The organism is Marinobacter alkaliphilus (assembly GCF_055394375.1).
In genome coordinates this window covers 3,198,375-3,216,908 of sequence record NZ_AP043751.1, presented here as the reverse complement: position 1 = coordinate 3,216,908, position 18,534 = coordinate 3,198,375, and the positions used below count along the sequence as shown (strand labels likewise).

Below are 18,534 nucleotides of genomic sequence, written 5' to 3'. Positions count from 1 at the left end.
TCCCGAAACATGGAATGCAGCACGGACCTCACAAGAGAGGGTATACGATGTCACGGAAGTATCTCACCCAAGGGCTGTTTGTGTCCTTCATGGCGGTAGCTTTGGCAACAGGTTGTGCAGGGCCGTCCGCATCTTCTCCTGACAAGATTCAGCGAGCACTCGCACTGGATACCCGCGACAGTGTGGACCAGTACATACTCGGTGCTACGGATGTTGTCCGGGTGTCTGTGTGGCGTAACGAGGACCTGAGTATCTCGGTTCCAGTGCGCCCGGATGGAAAAATATCCGTACCGCTGGTTGGTGATGTTCAGGCCAGTGGCAGAGCGCCTGAGGAGCTTGCCAGCTCAATCCGGGCATCTCTGGCTGAATATATACGTGAACCGCAGGTAAGCGTGGTGGTGACCTCCATGGGCAGCCATGAGTTCACTGACCGGGTGCGTGTGACTGGCGCTGTGCGCCAGCCTGTGTCTATTCCCCATCGCAGTGGCATGACGGTGCTGGACATGTTTCTCAATGCTGGCGGTGCCAACGAGTTCGCTGCCCTCAACAAGTCCATGCTTTACCGCAAGGTGGGCAACGAGGTAGTCGCCATCCCTGTGAAACTGGACGACATCCTGCGCAAGGGGCAGGTTGAAACCAATTACTCCATGCGCCCGGGCGACATCCTGACCATCCCGGAACGCAGTTTCTGACAGACGTTGTCTGAACCATTGGTCTCGAATCGAGTGTAGTTATGGCATTACCGTTATCGCAGTTACCGCAAGAGATTATTCGCGAAGTGCGCCAGCGCAAGGGCCTGGCGTTCTTGTTGTTTGTGGTTGTCAGTTTTGCGGTGCTGGGTGCCGGGTTTATATGGCCTTACAAGTACCAGGCAGACACCATTATCTTCGTGGATGACCGGAATATTATTGCGCCCTTGATGGAAGGGCGTGCGGTTACCACCAAGATTAATGATCGAACATCGGCGGCCCGAGAGCTTCTGATGAGCCGAACGTTGATTGAGCGGGTGGCCTCAGACCCGGAGATTTACCGTAACGCTCCCATGGACCCGGATGCTTTGGAAGGGCGCATCGCCAAAATCCGAAGTGGGCTATCGGTGCGCCCCCGGGGCGATAGCTACTTCAGTATTGGCTTTTCCTCGACTTCCCAGATGGAAGCCTTCCGTGTAGCCCAAAAGCTGGGCCAGGTGTTCATAGAAGAGACCAAAGACCGGAAGCGGTCAGAAAGCCGCAACGCCTACGACTTCATCGACAAGCAGGTGAAAAGCTACGAGAGGCAGCTGGCCCAGGCCGAAAATCGCCTGAAACAGTTCCTCTCTGAAAACACCGACGGCACGGAGCAGGAGGCAAACTCCAGAATGGCCCAGCTGCGCAACCAGCTGGAGTTGGCTCAGCTAGAGAAGGAAGAGCTGAGAACCCGTATTGCTTCTTTGCAGGGACAACTCAACAACATCCGGCCGACCATTCGCCAGGGCAGAACCGAGGATGCTTTCCGGGAGCGGATTCGGACACTGGAAGAGCGATTGGATGCCTTGAGGCTGCAATACCACGACACCTATCCGGACATCGTTATCACCCAGGAACAGCTGGCCGAACTCAAACGCCAACGGGATCTGGCTGCGGCACAGCAAGGCGGTACCACATCCCTCGATGGCGAAGAGGCTGTAAACCCGCTCTATCAGGAACTCAGCGCTGCACTCTCCAAAACCCGGGCCGACATGGCGACCATTGATACCCGTATCAACTCCTTACAGCGCCTTATGGAGCAGCAGACTCAGCGGATGGAGCGCATACAGGCCAATAAAGCTCAGTACTCGGAACTCACCCGAGACATGGAAGTAAACCGCGAAATCTATGACGACCTGCTCAAACGCAGGGAAAAAGCGCGGGTGTCCATGCATCTTGATATAGAAGGGCAGGGCCTGAATTACCGAATTAACGAAGCGGCACAGTTCCCCAGAACGCCTTCTGGCCCCCAGTTTTCCATGTTCGCCATGGCCGGGCTTATCCTTGGGTTGGCAGCGCCTTTTGGGGCGGTTGCCGGATTGCTCCAGGTCGATCCCCGAATTCGTGCCCGTAAGCAGCTTGAAGACGGCATCGGGTTACCGGTGCTGATCGAAATACCGGAAGTGCGCACCCCCTTTGAGAAACGCCGGGACCGGCGGGTCACCATGATGGTCGGCATTTTTGTCGTGTTAACTGCAGCGGTGTATATCACCATCGTTGTGCTCGCCCAACTGGGAGTGATCTGATGCCAGAACAACGAAATGATCAGCCCGAACTGGATCCAACAGAGCAACGCTCTGGACAATCAGAGGAGCAAGGCGCTCGCAGTGCGGATGAGCAGTCTTTCTGGTTGAAGCGCAAAGAACGTCTCAAGCAAGAACTCGGACACTTTGACGAAGACGACTCGAGGATGCTGGTACCCAGTTCCCTTGAACTTGGGCCGGGCGCTGTAGACAAATACGTCATAAGCAAGCAGATTGTGCGGATGCAGGAGCCCAGGCGGCTGACACCTGATGACCTGGACGAACGCCGCATTATCTATCCTGAATCCCGCAACCGTACTCTCGTTAACCGGTTTCGGGACCTGCGGACCAAGCTTCTCGAGCTTTCTGGCGGCAACAATTTCACCCTGGTGGTGAGCGGAGCCTCCTCTGGGGCCGGATCTTCCTTCGTTGCGCTCAACCTGGCCGCAGCCTTTGCCTTTGACCAGGCGAAAACCGCGCTGATCATTGACTGCAACCTCCGGGAGCCGTCCCTGCACACCACTCTGGATGTGTTGCCAGAAACGGGCCTGACAGACTTCCTGGATGACCCAGACTATGACATCGCCAGAATCCTTTACCCAACGGGTATCCCGAGGCTGAGACTGATCCCGGCTGGCAGCCGCCGTGAAACGCCGTCGGAATTCTTTACATCGTTCCGAATGAAGCAGTTCCTACAAGCCGTTCGTCGCCGCTACCCAGATCGCTTCATTGTTTTGGATACTGCGCCCATTTCTGAATCACCTGACGCTAGGATTCTGACCGAATTGTGTGACTACGCCATGCTGGTGGTTCCTCACGGCAAGATCACAGCAACTACCGCTGAGCATGCTGCCACGGCTTTCAACCCGGATAAATTTGTGGGAGCGGTGATCAATGGATAGCAAGCAGGGCGCAGGGATGCCCCACAGCAGAATACTGGCGATCGGGTTTTTGCTGGTATGTTCCGGTACTGCAACCACCGCCCAAGGTAACTCTGAGATTACCGGGGGCCTGGACACCCGTTTCACCGATAATGCCCGCAAAACCAGTAGCGGCGAAACCAGCGATATGGAAACGCGGGCCTACATCAGAGCTGGCTATCGCACTGACCCCGGCCGCTGTAATGCAGACTTTACCGGTACTCTGGGCTATTCCCTGTGGCACGACAACTCCTTTGATGACGAAGCCTTTGGTGAGATGGACTTCACCGGTGATTGCGAACTGGCGAACCGTTTTTACTGGGATGTCAGCAACAACCTACGTGAAGTGAACCAGGACGCGACCCAGAGCAACATCCCTGACAACCGAACTCGCAAAAACGTATTCAGCACCGGCCCCCGTTACCTTTTGCGCGTGAACGATACCAACTGGCTGAACTTGTCGGCCCGATATGAAAACGTCGAGTTCAGTGAGCCAGAAGAATCGGACAGCGAACGCTACATCGGCTCTGTGGCGTGGAACCACATCGTAAGCCAGACACTGACTGCAGGCGTGAGCACCTCATACAGCCGTACCGAGTACGACACCGATGCGGAGGTTGATGTAAAGAGCGCCAGACTGACGTTTTCCAACGTGTGGGCCACCACAAGATTGTCCGGTGCCATTGGGGTGAGCGAAATAGAAACCCGCTTTGGTTCAACCACCCAAAGCAGCGACGGCCTGATCGGCGAGTTGGACCTCACACGCACCATTACCCCAAGCCTGGATTGGTACCTGCGCGGTGCCCGGGAGCTAACCGACCGCACCTCCAGCTTTGACATCCGATTTGGCGAGTTCGAGTTCAACCTGCGTGACAGCATCTCGGTTGAAACTACCACGCTCTCTACCGGTATTAACCAGCGCTATTCAGACCGGTCATCCCTGACTGTTGATGTGTATGCCAGCCAGGCGGATTATCTGGAGTCACCGGAGCGTGAGGACAAGTCCGGGCTTAATGCGCGCTATTCAAGGCCTCTGACGGAATTGGCCAGTGGTTACGCCGGCATCGGCTATGACTACACCAAGTTCCAGAGCGACCAGGCAGATGACCGCACACTCAGGCTGGAAGCCGGTACCGAGTACCAGGCAACCCGGGACTTCAACCTGGTGGCGAAAGTCGGGCACGAAAGAAAAGTAAGTGATGTACCTACCCGGGAGTACGACGAGAACTGGGTGTTGGTTGGGGTGGAGTACCGGTTCCGGTAAACGGCACAGGATGTGTTTGAGGTAATGGCCATGACAGAGCAAATCAGGAACGCACTGACGATCGATGTGGAAGATTACTTCCAGGTGGCTGCGTTGGCAGAGGCCGTTAAATATGATGACTGGTCCAGCATGGAATATCGTGTAGAAGCCAACACCGATCGTATCCTCGGTTTATTTGAGACGGCCGGTATAAAGGCAACCTTTTTCACACTGGGCTGGGTTGCCGAACGATCACCAAATCTGGTCAAGCGCATAGCCGACGCCGGCCATGAAGTGGCCAGTCATGGTTACAGCCATCAACTGATTTACAACCAGACACCTGAAGTGTTCCAGGAAGAAACCATTCGCTCCAAAGCCATTCTGGAAGACATCCTCGGTGAACCGATAACCGGCTATCGCGCAGCCAGCTACTCCATAACCAACCAATCACGGTGGGCCCTGGATATTCTGGCCGAGCAGGGATTTACCTGGGATTCGTCCATCTTCCCGGTGCACCATGACCGTTACGGCATGCCGGGCACCCCGCGATGGCCGCATCGGCTTATGACAGACAAAGGCTACGAGCTGGCCGAGTTTCCCCTTAGTACGCTCAAGTTGCCCGGATACACCTTACCGATCGCCGGCGGAGGTTACTTCCGTTTGTTCCCTTACTGGTTCAGCAAATTCGGCCTGGGCTCTATCAATCGGCAGGGTAAGCCTTTCGTGTTTTATCTGCATCCCTGGGAGGTGGACCCAGGACAGCCCCGTCTTGATGTGAAATGGTTCTCCAGATTCCGGCACTACAACAACCTGGATGTGTGCGAACAGCGATTGGCGAAACTGATCCGGCACTTCAGATTCACAACCATGAGCAACGTTCTGAAAGACCAGGGCGTTCTGGACACCCAAACCAAGCCATCGGAAGCCTTCCAAACGGTAGGTGCCGCATGATGGAGTTTGTGTTCTGGGCGTCTTTTGCACTGCTGTTCTACATCTATTTTGGTTACCCGTTGGCGGTGAAAGCTCTGGCGATGCTCAAGCCCACTCCAATAGCGGCTAACGACGATTATTTACCAAAGGTGTCGATTCTGATTGCTGCTTACAACGAGGCGAAGGATATCGAGGCCACGCTCAGGAACAAGCTGGCTTTGGATTACCCGCCGGAAAAACTGGAAGTTCTGGTGATATCCGACGAATCCGAAGACGGCACCGATCGCATTGTGGAAGAGGTTGCTGCAGCCGCCGACATACCGATTCGTCTATTCCGCCAGATACCTAGGCAAGGCAAGACCGCAGGGCTGAATACACTTGTACCGAAAGCTAATGGCGACATCCTGCTGTTCTCCGACGCGAACTCCCAATGGGACACCCAGGCAGTCCGAAAGCTGTGCCGCAACTTTGCGGACCCTCAGGTGGGGTATGTAACAGGCAAGATGGTCTACGTACACGCCGACGGTTCCATGGTGGGGGACGGCTGCAGCGCTTACATGAGATACGAAAACTGGCTGCGCGATCAGGAAACCCGCATTGGTTCCATCGTTGGGGTTGATGGTGGAATTGATGCGATGCGAAAGGAGCTCTATCAACCGTTAGGAGCTGACCAGTTACCGGATTTTGTTCAACCTCTGAAAGTGGTGGACGAGGGCTACCGCGTTGTTTATGAGCCAGAGGCACTGCTGAAGGAAGAAGCCCTGAGCGATGGCGGTAGCGAATTCAGCATGCGGGTGCGGGTGAGCCTGCGGGCGCTATGGGCGTTGAAAGATATGAAGCACCTTATGAATCCGGCAGGAGACCCAATCTTCGCCTGGCAACTTATATCGCACAAACTGCTTCGCTACGCCGCATTTGCTCCGATGGTAACCCTTGCGCTTGCGGCCATTTATCTGGCGCCCGTAAAAGGGTTCTATGCATTGGTAGCAACAGGTTATGCACTTTTTCTGTATCTCGCATGGTCGGGTCATAAGAAAGAAAAAGAGGGCCAAGCGCTTTCTACCCTTTATGCGTTGCCGTACTACTTCATGTTGTTAAACCTCGCTTCTCTCCAGGCGTTTGTTGCGTTTTCTAAAGGGGAGAAGAAGGTGATTTGGAATCCGAGGAAGGGGTGAGGTGAGTCTAAAGGTTTTACACCTCATCGACAGCGGCGGGCTCTATGGTGCTGAGCGGATGCTACTGACGTTGGTTGAGGCGCAGCAGTCGCAAGGCCTTGATCCCATGATTCTAAGTGCGGGTGAGCCGGGTATAGAGTCCAAGGGCATCGAAAAAGAGGCAGACCGCTTGGGGCTTCCAATAACAGTTTGGCGAATGAAACCTGGGTTGAATAGGTCTGAAACTCGCAGGATTTGTGAGTGGGCTGATGAATGGGGCGCAGATATCATCCATTCCCATGGGTACAAGTTTAATATTCTTTTGGGATTGTTTGGACGCTTTAACAAAACGGTTCCGGTTGTCACCACATTACACGGATATGTACATGCGCCCCGATTCACTCGCATGTGGGCTTATGAACTTCTTGACCGGCTCGCTCTGTGGCGAATGAGCGCCGTGGTGCTGGTGGGTGAAGCAATGAAAAGAGAGCTTCCCTTAATTCTTCGACAATCGACGCGAATTGCCATTATCAGGAACGGGCTGAAGGTTGAGGACATCTTACGTAAGTCAAAGGATTCCCTACCTACAGAAATCAATGAATTTGTCCGTGATCACGAACCAGTAATTCTAGGGGTGGGGCGCCTCTCTCCGGAAAAAGGGTTTACCAATCTCGTCTTGTCGTTTCGCGAATTTAAAGACAAGTTTCCACGGGCAGGTTTGTTGATCGCAGGAGAGGGATTTCTCAGAGATACCTTAGAGCGGGATATTTCCAATAATAAGTTGGAAAAAGATGTCTTACTGCCGGGCTATTATCCAAATATCCCGGCGTTGATGGCGAGATCCAAAGTATTGGTTATTTCTTCGACGACCGAGGGGCTCCCTATCACGCTGCTTGAAGCTATGGCGCTTCAACTTCCTATTGTTTCGACCTGTGTAGGGGAGATTCCTAGAGTTCTTGAAAATGGTGCCAACGGAATTCTGGTAAACGGTAGTGAAAGAGAAATTGCGGGAGCTATGGAATCTGTACTGGAGGATGCCTTGGCAGCTCGTAAGAGGTCCGAGCGCGGAAGGCAGAAAGTGCTACATGAGCTTTCATCGCAATCGATGGCGGATCAATACGAGAAAGTTTACCGGAGAGCTTTGGCATCATGAAATTGTGGTACCTCCTGAGGTACGGGCTAGCAAGGCTGACCTTTATCCTTCTGCGACTGCCCGTTTCCAGGTTTGAGAAAGAGGTGTCGGGTATCTGGAGTTCGAACCCAGCTGACAGGCAGCGGCTATTGGATGCCATTCTCTTGAAAGTCAAGCCACGGGGAGCAGATGGACATGTCGTTAGTAGCATCGAAGAGGTATCCAAGCAAAAGCCTTTGACGAAGGGCACTTTTCGGGAGGCTGCTAATTCTGGTCAGAACAAGAGTGCTGGTTTCTCTCGTCATACCGCGGGTACGACGGGAGAACCGACGAGTATTGTCTTGTCCCGCGAGGAGTTGGCACGAATGCTGGCTGTTCGTGCATATTGTTATCGGAAGCATGGTTTGCGTCTGGGACAACGAGAAGCCCGAATTTGGGGGAGGGCTGCTAATACCTTCGGTGCGAAGGTGCGGGACTTACTATTAAACCGACAGGTCTTCTATCCAGCGGAGGGCGATGTAGAGGCTACCGTTGCAAGGCTTGTCAGTTGGAGGCCAGAGTATGTTTATGGATACACTTCGCTTATTTTGGAGGCTGCCCAAGTCATAAAAAATAAGGGACTCAAACCTACTGGTATTAAAGCAGTGGTTTGCACTGCAGAGGCCATTTTGCCAGCCCAGAAGCGATATATCAGCGAAGCGTTCAGAGCGCCGGTTATTGAGGAGTACGGATCAACAGAATTCGACATTATCGCATTCGAGTGTGCCGGCGGACACATGCATCTGGTTAATCCATGGCTTTGGGTTGAGTCAGAAAATGGCGAGGTTATGGTCACAGATGTTTTCCGCAAATCCCAAAGTCTGGTTCGTTATCAGTTGGGTGATAGCTTAACGGTGCTGGATACTGGCTGTGAGCTTCTTGGCGATACTAAGACCATTGATGAGCTGCGCGGACGGACTGCACAGCAATTCGCGTATCTGACTGTTGATCACAAGTTTCATGCGGTCGTCTTCGGTCGGGCTCTGGATGCGTACATGAATGCCTTCAACGAATGTTTCAAGTTTACTGTTTCGCAATCTGAACTAGGATCTTTTCAGCTCTTTGTGTCGATCGAGCCTTCGCGTGGAGCAGACCATTTAAAGGAATGGGTGAATTTGGAGTTGAGATCGCAGTTGAATGTTCAGCAAAACCTAATCATGACGGTTGTCGTTGGAGAAGCCTTTATGCGGAAAGGGAAACACACCTATTTTTTCTTGGATATGGACTTCAATGACTGTGGAAAATAAGACATTAAGAATCTCAGCAGTGGGGGACATTTCGCTAGGTGATCACCCGGTCTGTGTCGGGCATGGAATGCGCAGCGCGTTTTCTAAGAGTGGATTCGAGATTGTAGAGGGGATTTCTAAATGCTTCGAAAGCGCAGATCTCGTGCTTGCCAACCTGGAAACAGTTACTTCTGATTTGGGGTTACGACCACTTAGCTTGGCTTCCTTTGAAATGAGAGGGAATCCTTCACACCTTCAGTTTCTGCGACAGGCCGGTATCGATGTTCTATGTGTTGCAAACAATCACTCTATGCAGCATGGAGAGGCCGCCTTCTGGGATACCGTATCTAATGTTCGAAAGGCCGGTATGGATGTGATTGGCCTTGAATCTGGAAGCGGCCCCAATATCCATGTAATTTCTCATGGCGGAATAGAAAGTCACATTTTCAATATTTCGTTAAGGCCTGAGGAATGGGCCGACCGAAATACTGCGCTCCCATATAGTAAAAGAGAAGGCCACGCGGATCTGATTGCAGAGGTCGAGAAATTGAGAGCTGCTTGTCCGGGCTTTTTGATTTGCTCGATCCATTGGGGGCTTGAGTTCCTGGATTATCCGGCCCCAAGCCAGGTTGAGTTAGGGCATGCGTTGATCGATTCTGGGGTCGATGTGGTGTTTGGACACCATTCACACGTGGTCCAGCCAGTCGAGAGATACAAAAAGGGTGTGATTTTCTACTCTCTTGGTAACTTCTTATTTGACCTTTGGTCAGAAAGCACAAAACAAACACTTGTGGCAAACGTTGAGTTGGAGGCTGGTCAGGCCCCGTGTGTGAATTGGGTCCCCATTAAGATTGGTGAAGGATTCCGACTTGAAATTGCTGACCAAGCGACTCAAACAGAGGTAAATTCACTGCTGTCTTGGGAACGGTTTGAAACGATGGCAAACAAGCCAACTTCCGATGACGACTATTTCGCAAGATACAGGGTTGAAGAGCTGAGGTTCCGGTACTCCAGCTATCGGTATTTTCTGAGAAATATTCTCAGGTATCCTCCAAATTTTTTGGTTCAGTCCCTGGCGAGAACTGCATATAGAAGACTCACCGGAACTTGACCTGGTTTTCAAGTGAGTCGATCACTGCATGAAGGCGCCTTTCATCATTCGCCCAGTTGTATTTTGACTGAACTGCGCTTACACCGTTTGCGCCAAGGGTTGCACGGGTTTCTGGGGATCTGAGAATTTGAAGCTTTTCGGCGATGTCTCTTACATCGTTGTCTCGGCAGACCAGTCCGGATTTGGTTTCATTAATGATTCTTTCTATGGGCTTGACCTCGGTCGCAAGAACCGGAAGACCAGCGAGCATGTAGTCAAATATTTTATTCGGGATGGTGTGGTTCCAGTGAGGACAAACACGATAAGTGAGAGCTCCAACGTTAGCTTGGGCCATAAGCTGGTCAACCTGCTCATGTTCCAGCCAACCGTGAACTGTAACCGACTGTTCGAGGTTCAGTTCTTTTACAAGGTTAATGAGGTTTTCTCGCTCAGATCCTTTGCCAACGATGTCAATTTTGAGAGAGCTAGGCTCGTTACCCATTTTGACGTAAGCGGAAGCTGCTTTGATAAGAAGGTCGAGACCTCGGAGTTTAGTCAGGAATCCGACGTAGACCAAACGAAGGTTTCTTCCTTGGTGTTGATGTGCGGTTCCTGAAAACTTTGTGGCGGGTGGAGTATTGCTGACAATCGTTACCTTTCCAGGATCGATGCCTTTGTTAAGAACCCTATCCTGGGACTCTTCAATCATTACAAGTGTATGGTCAACCTTGGGTAGCACTTTAGATTCGTAACGAGCTGCCATTGAGGGGCTCTTAGCCAATGTCTCGAGATTCAAGCCCTTACTGAACATTCGCGCAGAAGCATACATATAGGGATAAACCTCTGCCATGTCCAAAACTACTTTCACGTTCCTCGATTTTGCGACACTTAGTGCAGTTTTAACCAGTGGAAGGTCTCGAACGATGATCACAGGGTTCTCAGATCCTGAGATGGCTGCATTAAGTGTGCGGATCCAGAAAGGGTTAAACCATATCGGTACATTCGCAAGTTTCCGAACTAGCGAATTAGCGGCACCTATCACGGGGAGCCTGATGATCGGCAGGCCGTCACTCTCTGCTACAGGACTGTTGCCGGAAAGGTTGCGAGCAACGATAGTAACATTATGGCCACGGTCCCTGAGGCTCTTGGCAATTTTTTCGATCCTCACGTCCCATGGGTAGTCTTCCTTGTACAGAACAAATATATCCATTTTTGATCCCTGCAGAATTTTCTTTTAAATCAGGCCTTATCGGAATTAATTATAAGGTATTGAGCTCAAAGGGTTGAACAAACTAACGAAAATGAGCGTTGTGTAGAGTACGCAGTCGCAAAATCTGAGACAATAGTTATTATAAATATAGACACCTACAGCGTTTATAGTTGCTTGAGGTCTGGTGGAGATGTTGTACGAGCGGAGCAAGTGTGGGTGACTCGTCTGCATGGATATTTGGCGATCGTTTCGAGCGTAGCCGGGGGAGATCAAAATGAATAATTCGCTAGCATCTTTAATCTCGAAAGGACGGGCAATTAGCGGGGCAAGCTTTATGATGGCAGCTAGCTTGGCAGCCATCACAACTTCGGTAATGGCAGCCCCGACACTTTCAGGGATCGATACAGGCACCGCCAGTGAGCTTCGTTCTGGAAACTCAATAACGATAACCGGTTCGGGTTTTGGACGGAAAGAGCAAGGCGCTCCAGTTCTTTTCGATCATACGGACGTAACCTGGGAAAATGGAGTCGCCAATAAGCACCAATCTACGTTCAACGACATGACGCTAGTAAAACGAGTGAATGTCGATCCAAATACAATTTGGACGAAACCTTCACTGCCGGAGGAGCACAGCACGGGCATACTGGTAACCAATTCCAGGCCGACAAGGGATGGTAATCCCGGTTCACACTATTATGGTAAGGGTAATGTAAACTTTTTGGGGTGGCCGAAAGCCAGTGGAGGGGAGAATACCAACTTTGAATCAACAAAGATGTATTCTGCTTTTTGGATAAAGTTGCCTTACGACCTTACTAACTATTATGCGATTCCCGCGGAGAGGAAACCATCCGCCTTTGCTACAGGTGGACGTGAAAGTTACGGCGAGTCCATTAAGATTGAGGGAGTGGATGGTCTAGGAAGGGTTATAGCATATGAAGACATCGGTTCGCTCGCTAATGGCTGGTTATTCATTGAACCACCTAGAGGCGTCTCAATAAGAGATCTAACTGGCAAGCGGATTGTAGGGCTTGAGTCTGGCGCTGAGGTTGTTTTTCCTGAGTCATCCTCATTGGGGAAATTCGACCAGTATGGGTTTCTGTCGCCAAGAGGGAAGTATGCCCGGTTCTGGTCGGACCCAACTGGAAGGGGTTATCGCTTTTCGCTTGCGAATTTAGGTTTGGCGGGAACAGGGTCATCGATATGGGCAAACAGCTTTGGCGGCCTCTCTCCTGAGCCAGGAAACTGGAATCTATTTGAAATTGAGATCGACTTGGGGGCGAGTCCGAGTCTGACGGCATGGCTAAATGGGCGAGTGTATTTAGCGAGTGATAGCGACTGGGCTGAAGCGTTAAAAAATTCTGATGTTGATGATGCCACTGGATTGACAATTGCGCTTTTAGGGATGGACGATTTTATGCCAGTGCCGTTCACTGTGGAATTAGATGATATTTATCTTGATAAAACCCTTCATCGAGTGCTTTTTTGCAATCGTTCGACAGTTGAAGAAATCAGAGGAAAAGGTGCTCACTGTGAGATCCAGCGTCCGGTTGCCTGGGACGATAGGAGAATTTCGGTTGAGGTAAATCTGGGAGCGCTCAGTCAAGATAAAGATAGTGTCTACCTCTACGTTTTTGATGCTAATGGAAATGTTAATTCAAGAGGGTGGGAGTTGAATAAGGTTAACGCGCCTTTGCCACCTCAGGATTTTCAAGCTCAGTGATGGTGTTTTTTCAAGGAAGGTTTGATGTTGTCATTGTCAGGAGTAGTAAAAGCTGTCGGTCCATATGGGGGGTATAAACTCGCCTCAACACTCACCCAACGTTACCCCCGAATTTTAATGTATCATCGATTTTCAGTTGAGGGAACGAACGGTGCAATAAGCAAGAGAGTTCTGGAGAGACAGTTTGCATATTTAAAAGATCATTTTGAGGTTCTTTCACTTACCGAGGCGCTTAATCGATGTTCGCCAAGCCGGTCTCGAAGTGGTCGCTCCAAACCTATCGTTACTATAACTATTGACGATGGATATAGGGACTTTTATGAGATTTGTTTTCCATTACTGAAGAAGTATCGATTTCCGGCGACATTTTACGTTGCGACGGATTTTGTCGGCGATGGGATTTGGTTGTGGCATGATAAGTTAAAATGGATAATTGAAAATAGCGTCGATATTTCAGAGCCCTTATCAATAGGGGGTGTCGAATATAGCCCTGAATATTGGCGTGAAAATAAAGAGAAACTATGGTTTGAACTTGTCAGCGCCATGCTAAAGATCCCTGGCCAAGACATTAACGATCTTCTAGAGAGAATTTCTTTCCTTACCAACGTTCAGCCACCGAAATCGCCCATTGAGCAGTATAGATCTGTTTCCTGGTCTGAGTTGCGCGAGATGCAGAACAACGGAGTATCGGTCGGTGGTCATACGAAAGATCACTTTAGCCTTGGGCATCTTTCTGAGGGAGGTGTTAGAGATCAGGTAATCGGATGTCGCGATCATTTGTCTCATGAACTTGGCGACCTAGGTCGTCATTTTTGCTTTCCGAATGGGCAGCCGAGCGACATCACAGATTTCTCTAAAATGGAAGTAAAGAACGCGGGATTCGAGTCAGCTGTAGCTGCATACTATGATAGACGGGGCATAAGTGATAGATTTTCGATGTCTAGGCATGGGGTTGGAGAAAACTGGTTTGAGTTTCTTAAAACCGTTTGGGGAATAGATCGACTAGGGGCTTTACTTTTAGATCGGGATAGTAAGTTTGACTGGGGAAATATATGACCTCAACAGTAAACCTGCTCGGGTTGATCCAAGGTTGGAAATTCCAGGAAAAAAAGGGGTCAGCGTTTTACAATCTGTTTCATCAACTTCGCTTTCAAGGAAATATGAGTGAGGTCGTTGATTTTGAACTTCCATTCTTGGTTAGAAAAGCATGTTTTCTGAAAAATATTTCAGCCAGTAAAGATATATGGAAGATCAAGGACCAGTTAGATGTATATCGATATAAAATTGCTAGCAAATATGCAATAAATGCAGTTGAAGAGGTTTGTGAAGATTACAATTCAGTTATACAGATAGGTTCGAACTATTCAATCAGTGACTCTGAAAGTGTCAGGAAGAGAGATGTTCCTCTTTTCTCATTTCATGATAACAATCTGTCGAGTTATGCCAAGTCTATTCCTTTAGCGCTCAGGCCAAAGGAAGTAGTCAGCCGGGCTTATGATTTCGAAAAAGGCGTCTATGATTCGCTAACCAGAGTTTTTACGATGAGCAAAACTCTTCGAAAATCATTTATAGAGGATTTTCAGTTGCCCGAGGAAAAGGTGGTGTATGCCGGCTTTGGCAGCATTTTTCCAGTAAGGGACGTTTCTAAAAAGAGTTACGATACAAGAAATATACTGTTCGTTGCTAGTCATTCGTTTAAAGCAAAGGGTGGTCAGGATCTAGTTAAAGCTTTTAAAATTGCTCGAAAAAGTTATCCAAGCCTCACATTAACGTTAGTCGGTAAAGATTGGGGCATTAACGAGCCAGGGGTTTCCTGTTATGGATTTTTGGATAAAAGAAACCCGATTGACCTAGAAATTTATCAAAAATGTTTCGAGGACGCGTCGATTTTCGTGCTTCCTTCATATAACGAAGCATTTGGAGAGGTTTTTATCGAGGCTATGTCATATGGAATACCCTGCATTGGAACAAGTTGTGGCGTGATGCCCGAAATCATAGAAGGCAATAATGCAGGTTATGTAGTAAATAGAGGTGATATAGAATCACTTGGTCGCTTAATTTGCGATCTTTTAAGTTCTGAAAATGAACTAAAACGTCTTGGAGCTTCCGGCGCTCGTGCGGTGCAGTCTGAATATCAGTGGTCTACGGTTATTCGGCGAATATGCTCTGAAGTGGCTGCATTTATTTGACTCTAATTAGATAAAAATTGGAACCATTTGACCAATCATTTGGGATCAGGTGTGGTATGGAAACTGATATCGTAGTGTCGATTATTACTCCTTCATATAATCGGTTAGATTTAATTCCTGAAACAGTAAACTCTGTTTTGTCTCAGAATTACAAATTTTTTGAGTATATTATTGTTGATGATGGTTCAACAGATGGAACCTTAGATTGGCTTAGAAGAGTCAAGGATCCTAGGGTCAAGGTTTTGGTTCATGAGGAATTTAAAAATTTAGGTCAAGCAGCTTCGATAAATAAAGGCATATCGAATGCTTCCGGAAAATATGTAGTTATATTGGATAGTGATGACTTGCTGGCGCCAAACATACTCGCTGAACATGCTCGGTTTCTGAACGATAATCGTGATGTTGGAATGGTGTATGGGCAGGGGTATGCTATTGATGCAGAGGGAAGAGTTCTATACTCTTTATTTGCTCCCGATCATTATGAGGATGGTGACCCTAATCGGCTTCTCCTTGATTGCTATATAGTTTCGCCCGGATTGTGCATGTTTCGTAAGAATATTATTGAAAAGGTAGGCTCGCTCGAGGAGTCCTTTAGAGCTGCGCAAGATCATGACTTCGCGTTACGTATAGCAGAATGTTCCTTAATAGCGTATTCCGGCATTCCATCTTTTTATTATAGAAAACATGACGGAGCTATCAGTGTAAACGGGCTAGAAACACGTTGGAATAATGGCTTAAGAATCTTGTCCAGAGCGGTGGGACGTTATCCCTATAAGAAGACAACGGTTCGGAAACGACGAGCAGTTTTAGAGTATCGGTTGGGTAAAGTATATTGGTATAATGACCGGAAAGGCTTAGCGGCTAATCATTTTTTTAAGGCCGGATTCCTCGATCCGATTAGGGCGATGAGGGTAATTTTAGGACTCGAGAGGAATACTTGAGGAGCCTTAATGGATCACGATCAGAAGACTGTGCAAGTTCTTTATGTTATCGATAGTTTTAAAAATCCCCAAGCCGGGACTGAGGGGCAGCTGTATCAGCTCGTCCAAGGATTAGATCGAAGTCGAGTATCCCCACACCTCTTGGTGTTCCAAGAATCCACTTATTTAAAGGAAAGTGGGTTTCCTTGTAACTATACAATCTTGGGGAGTAGTGGACTAAGAAACCTGTCTACTTGGTTTAGGCTTTGGAGAGAGGCAAAGCGGTTTCGTAAGGCCGGCGTAAACGTTGTTCATGCGTTTTTTATCGACCCTTCAATTATGTGTCCGATAATATTCAGATTACAGGGGATTCGCGTTATTATATCTCGTCGTGATATGGGGTATTGGTATACGAAAAATTACCTTTATCTGTTGCGATTTAGCGGTCGCTTTGTGTCCTCTGTAATTGCCAACAGCGAAGCGGTTAAGCGCGTTGTATGCAGAAATGAAGGGATTCCTGAGAATCTGATAAGTGTTATTTATAATGGGTATAAAGCAGACCTTGAAAAAGCCTCAGTTCCTGATGAGATTCTTCTTATCCGCAAGGAATACCCCGATGGTGTTTTTGGAGTTATTGTAGCAAATATTCGGCCAATCAAAAGAATCACTGATGCTATTGTGGCTTTGGCCAAAGTCGTTGAACAAGGCGGTAATATGCATCTTGTCGTGATTGGCGACGGTGACGACAGTGAGTTGGCCTTACGCGCTAAAGATCTGGATGTGCACAAACGCATTCATTTTCTGGGTCGTCGTTCCGATGTCTCGGGTTGTCTGCCAGCTTTTGATATTGGATTGCTATGCTCTGATTCTGAGGGGTTCTCTAACTCTATTGTGGAGTACATGCGGGCGGGTCTGCCTGTCGTTTGTAGTTCGGTCGGTGGGAATCCAGAAGCAATAGAGCACGGGGTGTCCGGTTATCTCTATAATGTGGGTAATACCACAATGCTAGCTGGCTACCTTGGGCAGCTTGTTTCTGATGCGAATCTGCGAAAGCAGATGGGATCGGCGGCTTTGGTATCATCCGAAGTCCGGTTTAGCAGTGAAGTAATGGTGGAGCAGCACCAAGATTTATACGGTGTATCATGATCTCGATTAAGAGCCGTTTTGATAGATCATTGTCTGATAAGAACTCTGACTCGTTAATTAGTAGCTTCACTTTTTGCTTTTTTCTTTATTTTGTAATCGACTTTTTTGTGAGATTTTCTGCACGTATTCCCGCCTATGGCGTGATTCGCCCGACCCTAATTGCGGTGTTGATTCTCCTGCTACTACTATTTAGCCAGCGACAGAAATTCAAGCATAAAATGGTTGATCCAGTTTTTAAAAGCTTCTTTGTCTTGGCTGGATACATTGTCATCTCTCTTCCGTTGGTCGAGTGGCCCGGTAGCGTTATCAGAGCCAATCTTGATCCTTTTGTAAAGGCATCGGTATTTCTTTTCTTTGTCGCGTTACTTGTTGATACGGAAAAGCGACTTAAGATATTTTTGCTTGTATTTGTTGGATGCCAGGTTTTTAGGGTTTTAGAGCCTTTGTATTTGAATGTTACTACTGGTTATTGGGGAAGTTCAACCTATCTTAGCTCTAAAGAGTTTGCGAGCAGGCTAGCTGGTGCACCAGCTGATGTTATAAATCCTAACGAACTTGGATTCGTCATCGCCACTGCAGTTCCGTTTCTTCATTACCTCCTCTGGCCGCTTAATTGGAAGGCTAAAGCTGTTTACTTGTCAATAATGCCATTGTTACTCTATGCGCTCATATTAACGATGTCGAGGGGCGGATTTATTGCGCTCCTTGTTGTAGCAATTTTTGTTTTTAAAGAATCGAAAAAGAAGGTCAGGTTAATAGCCGTTGGTGTTCTTGCCGCCTTTCTTGCATTTTCTGTTATGACTCCAGTTCAGAAGGAGCGTTATCTCTCCTTAATTGATCGAGACGCCGAGGGCGGAGCATCTGCAGAGGGACGTATCAAAGGGATGGTCCAAGAATTTGAGTTAGGTATGACTCGGCCAATCGTTGGCCATGGGTTGGGTACGACACCTGAAGCGAAAGTACACAAACTCGGCGCAAGGCAGGCAAGTCACAACCTATATGCAGAAGTTCTTATAGAACTCGGAATTGTTGGTTTTTTTATCTTTATGACCTTTCTAAGTAGAGTTATAAAAAAACTTTTCGTTGTTCGATCGATGTTCTCACAGGTGAGGGAAGGTGCAGACGATTTCTATACACGTTTAAATAAAGCCCTAATAACTCTGTTCTGGATGTATGCTGTTTATAGTATTAATTATTGGGGTCTTTCACAATATTATTGGTATTTGTTTGCTGGTCTTGTAATAGCGTTTTCTAACCTCGCCCTGAAGAACGGCCATATGGAAAATGAATCGGAATTTTGTGTTTCCGATATTAATAACGAACCCAGGTTTCGACTTGCAGATAAGGTTAGGAAGCGAGAATTTTAA

16 protein-coding genes are annotated in these 18,534 nt (G+C 48.6%); 15 read left to right on the top strand and 1 reads right to left on the bottom strand.

Annotated elements, in window-relative coordinates; translation table 11 throughout:
• The first annotated feature begins 47 nt into the window (after positions 1-47).
• From ACZ5Q2_RS14670 to ACZ5Q2_RS14630, 9 genes are read left to right on the top strand one after another with little or no spacing between them, the layout of a single operon-like run.
• Positions 48-692, top strand: coding sequence for an XrtA/PEP-CTERM system exopolysaccharide export protein (locus ACZ5Q2_RS14670; RefSeq protein ID WP_374812792.1), 645 nt, complete (start codon positions 48-50; stop codon positions 690-692).
• Positions 693-733: 41 nt separating this feature from the next.
• On the top strand, positions 734-2,251 hold the full coding sequence (locus ACZ5Q2_RS14665; RefSeq protein WP_374812793.1) for an XrtA system polysaccharide chain length determinant: 1,518 nt from the start codon (positions 734-736) through the stop codon (positions 2,249-2,251).
• Complete coding sequence (locus ACZ5Q2_RS14660) at positions 2,251-3,150, top strand: P-loop NTPase family protein (RefSeq protein WP_244178307.1); 900 nt, start codon at positions 2,251-2,253, stop codon at positions 3,148-3,150. The genes ACZ5Q2_RS14665 and ACZ5Q2_RS14660 overlap by 1 nt, the downstream gene beginning before the upstream one ends.
• Positions 3,143-4,432 carry an outer membrane beta-barrel protein gene (locus ACZ5Q2_RS14655; RefSeq protein ID WP_374812795.1) on the top strand — a complete coding sequence of 430 codons (1,290 nt, stop codon included), beginning with the start codon at positions 3,143-3,145 and terminating at the stop codon, positions 4,430-4,432. The genes ACZ5Q2_RS14660 and ACZ5Q2_RS14655 overlap by 8 nt, the downstream gene beginning before the upstream one ends.
• A 30-nt stretch (positions 4,433-4,462) precedes the next feature.
• A complete protein-coding gene (locus ACZ5Q2_RS14650; RefSeq protein ID WP_374812797.1) occupies positions 4,463-5,362 on the top strand; it encodes an XrtA system polysaccharide deacetylase in 900 nt (299 codons plus the stop codon).
• Positions 5,359-6,516: a glycosyltransferase family 2 protein gene (locus ACZ5Q2_RS14645; protein ID WP_374812799.1), complete on the top strand. Its 1,158-nt coding sequence runs from the start codon at positions 5,359-5,361 to the stop codon at positions 6,514-6,516. The genes ACZ5Q2_RS14650 and ACZ5Q2_RS14645 overlap by 4 nt, the downstream gene beginning before the upstream one ends.
• A 1-nt stretch (position 6,517) precedes the next feature.
• A complete protein-coding gene (locus ACZ5Q2_RS14640; protein WP_227510072.1) occupies positions 6,518-7,648 on the top strand; it encodes a glycosyltransferase in 1,131 nt (376 codons plus the stop codon).
• Positions 7,645-8,913 carry a phenylacetate--CoA ligase family protein gene (locus ACZ5Q2_RS14635; protein ID WP_061331067.1) on the top strand — a complete coding sequence of 423 codons (1,269 nt, stop codon included), beginning with the start codon at positions 7,645-7,647 and terminating at the stop codon, positions 8,911-8,913. The genes ACZ5Q2_RS14640 and ACZ5Q2_RS14635 overlap by 4 nt, the downstream gene beginning before the upstream one ends.
• Positions 8,897-10,003 carry a CapA family protein gene (locus ACZ5Q2_RS14630; RefSeq protein WP_061331068.1) on the top strand — a complete coding sequence of 369 codons (1,107 nt, stop codon included), beginning with the start codon at positions 8,897-8,899 and terminating at the stop codon, positions 10,001-10,003. The genes ACZ5Q2_RS14635 and ACZ5Q2_RS14630 overlap by 17 nt, the downstream gene beginning before the upstream one ends.
• On the opposite strand, the gene ACZ5Q2_RS14625 is transcribed toward ACZ5Q2_RS14630, so the two are convergent.
• Complete coding sequence (locus ACZ5Q2_RS14625) at positions 9,990-11,192, bottom strand: glycosyltransferase family 4 protein (RefSeq protein ID WP_061331069.1); 1,203 nt, start codon at positions 11,190-11,192, stop codon at positions 9,990-9,992. The genes ACZ5Q2_RS14630 and ACZ5Q2_RS14625 overlap by 14 nt on opposite strands.
• Positions 11,193-11,466: 274 nt before the next feature.
• Between ACZ5Q2_RS14625 and ACZ5Q2_RS14620 the strand changes: the two genes are divergently transcribed.
• The 6 genes from ACZ5Q2_RS14620 to ACZ5Q2_RS14595 are packed head-to-tail and all read left to right on the top strand — an operon-like array spanning position 11,467 to position 18,534.
• Complete coding sequence (locus ACZ5Q2_RS14620; RefSeq protein ID WP_156471714.1) at positions 11,467-12,912, top strand: hypothetical protein; 1,446 nt, start codon at positions 11,467-11,469, stop codon at positions 12,910-12,912.
• 24 nt (positions 12,913-12,936) lie between these two features.
• On the top strand, positions 12,937-13,968 hold the full coding sequence (locus ACZ5Q2_RS14615) for a polysaccharide deacetylase family protein (protein WP_061331071.1): 1,032 nt from the start codon (positions 12,937-12,939) through the stop codon (positions 13,966-13,968).
• Positions 13,965-15,101: a glycosyltransferase family 4 protein gene (locus ACZ5Q2_RS14610; RefSeq protein ID WP_061331072.1), complete on the top strand. Its 1,137-nt coding sequence runs from the start codon at positions 13,965-13,967 to the stop codon at positions 15,099-15,101. The genes ACZ5Q2_RS14615 and ACZ5Q2_RS14610 overlap by 4 nt, the downstream gene beginning before the upstream one ends.
• Positions 15,102-15,157: 56 nt before the next feature.
• On the top strand, positions 15,158-16,042 hold the full coding sequence (locus tag ACZ5Q2_RS14605; protein ID WP_138436304.1) for a glycosyltransferase: 885 nt from the start codon (positions 15,158-15,160) through the stop codon (positions 16,040-16,042).
• Between the two features lie 9 nt (positions 16,043-16,051).
• On the top strand, positions 16,052-17,167 hold the full coding sequence (locus tag ACZ5Q2_RS14600) for a glycosyltransferase (protein ID WP_061331074.1): 1,116 nt from the start codon (positions 16,052-16,054) through the stop codon (positions 17,165-17,167).
• Positions 17,164-18,534 (top strand): O-antigen ligase family protein, encoded by a 1,371-nt coding sequence (locus ACZ5Q2_RS14595; protein WP_061331075.1) that lies wholly within the window; start codon positions 17,164-17,166, stop codon positions 18,532-18,534. The genes ACZ5Q2_RS14600 and ACZ5Q2_RS14595 overlap by 4 nt, the downstream gene beginning before the upstream one ends.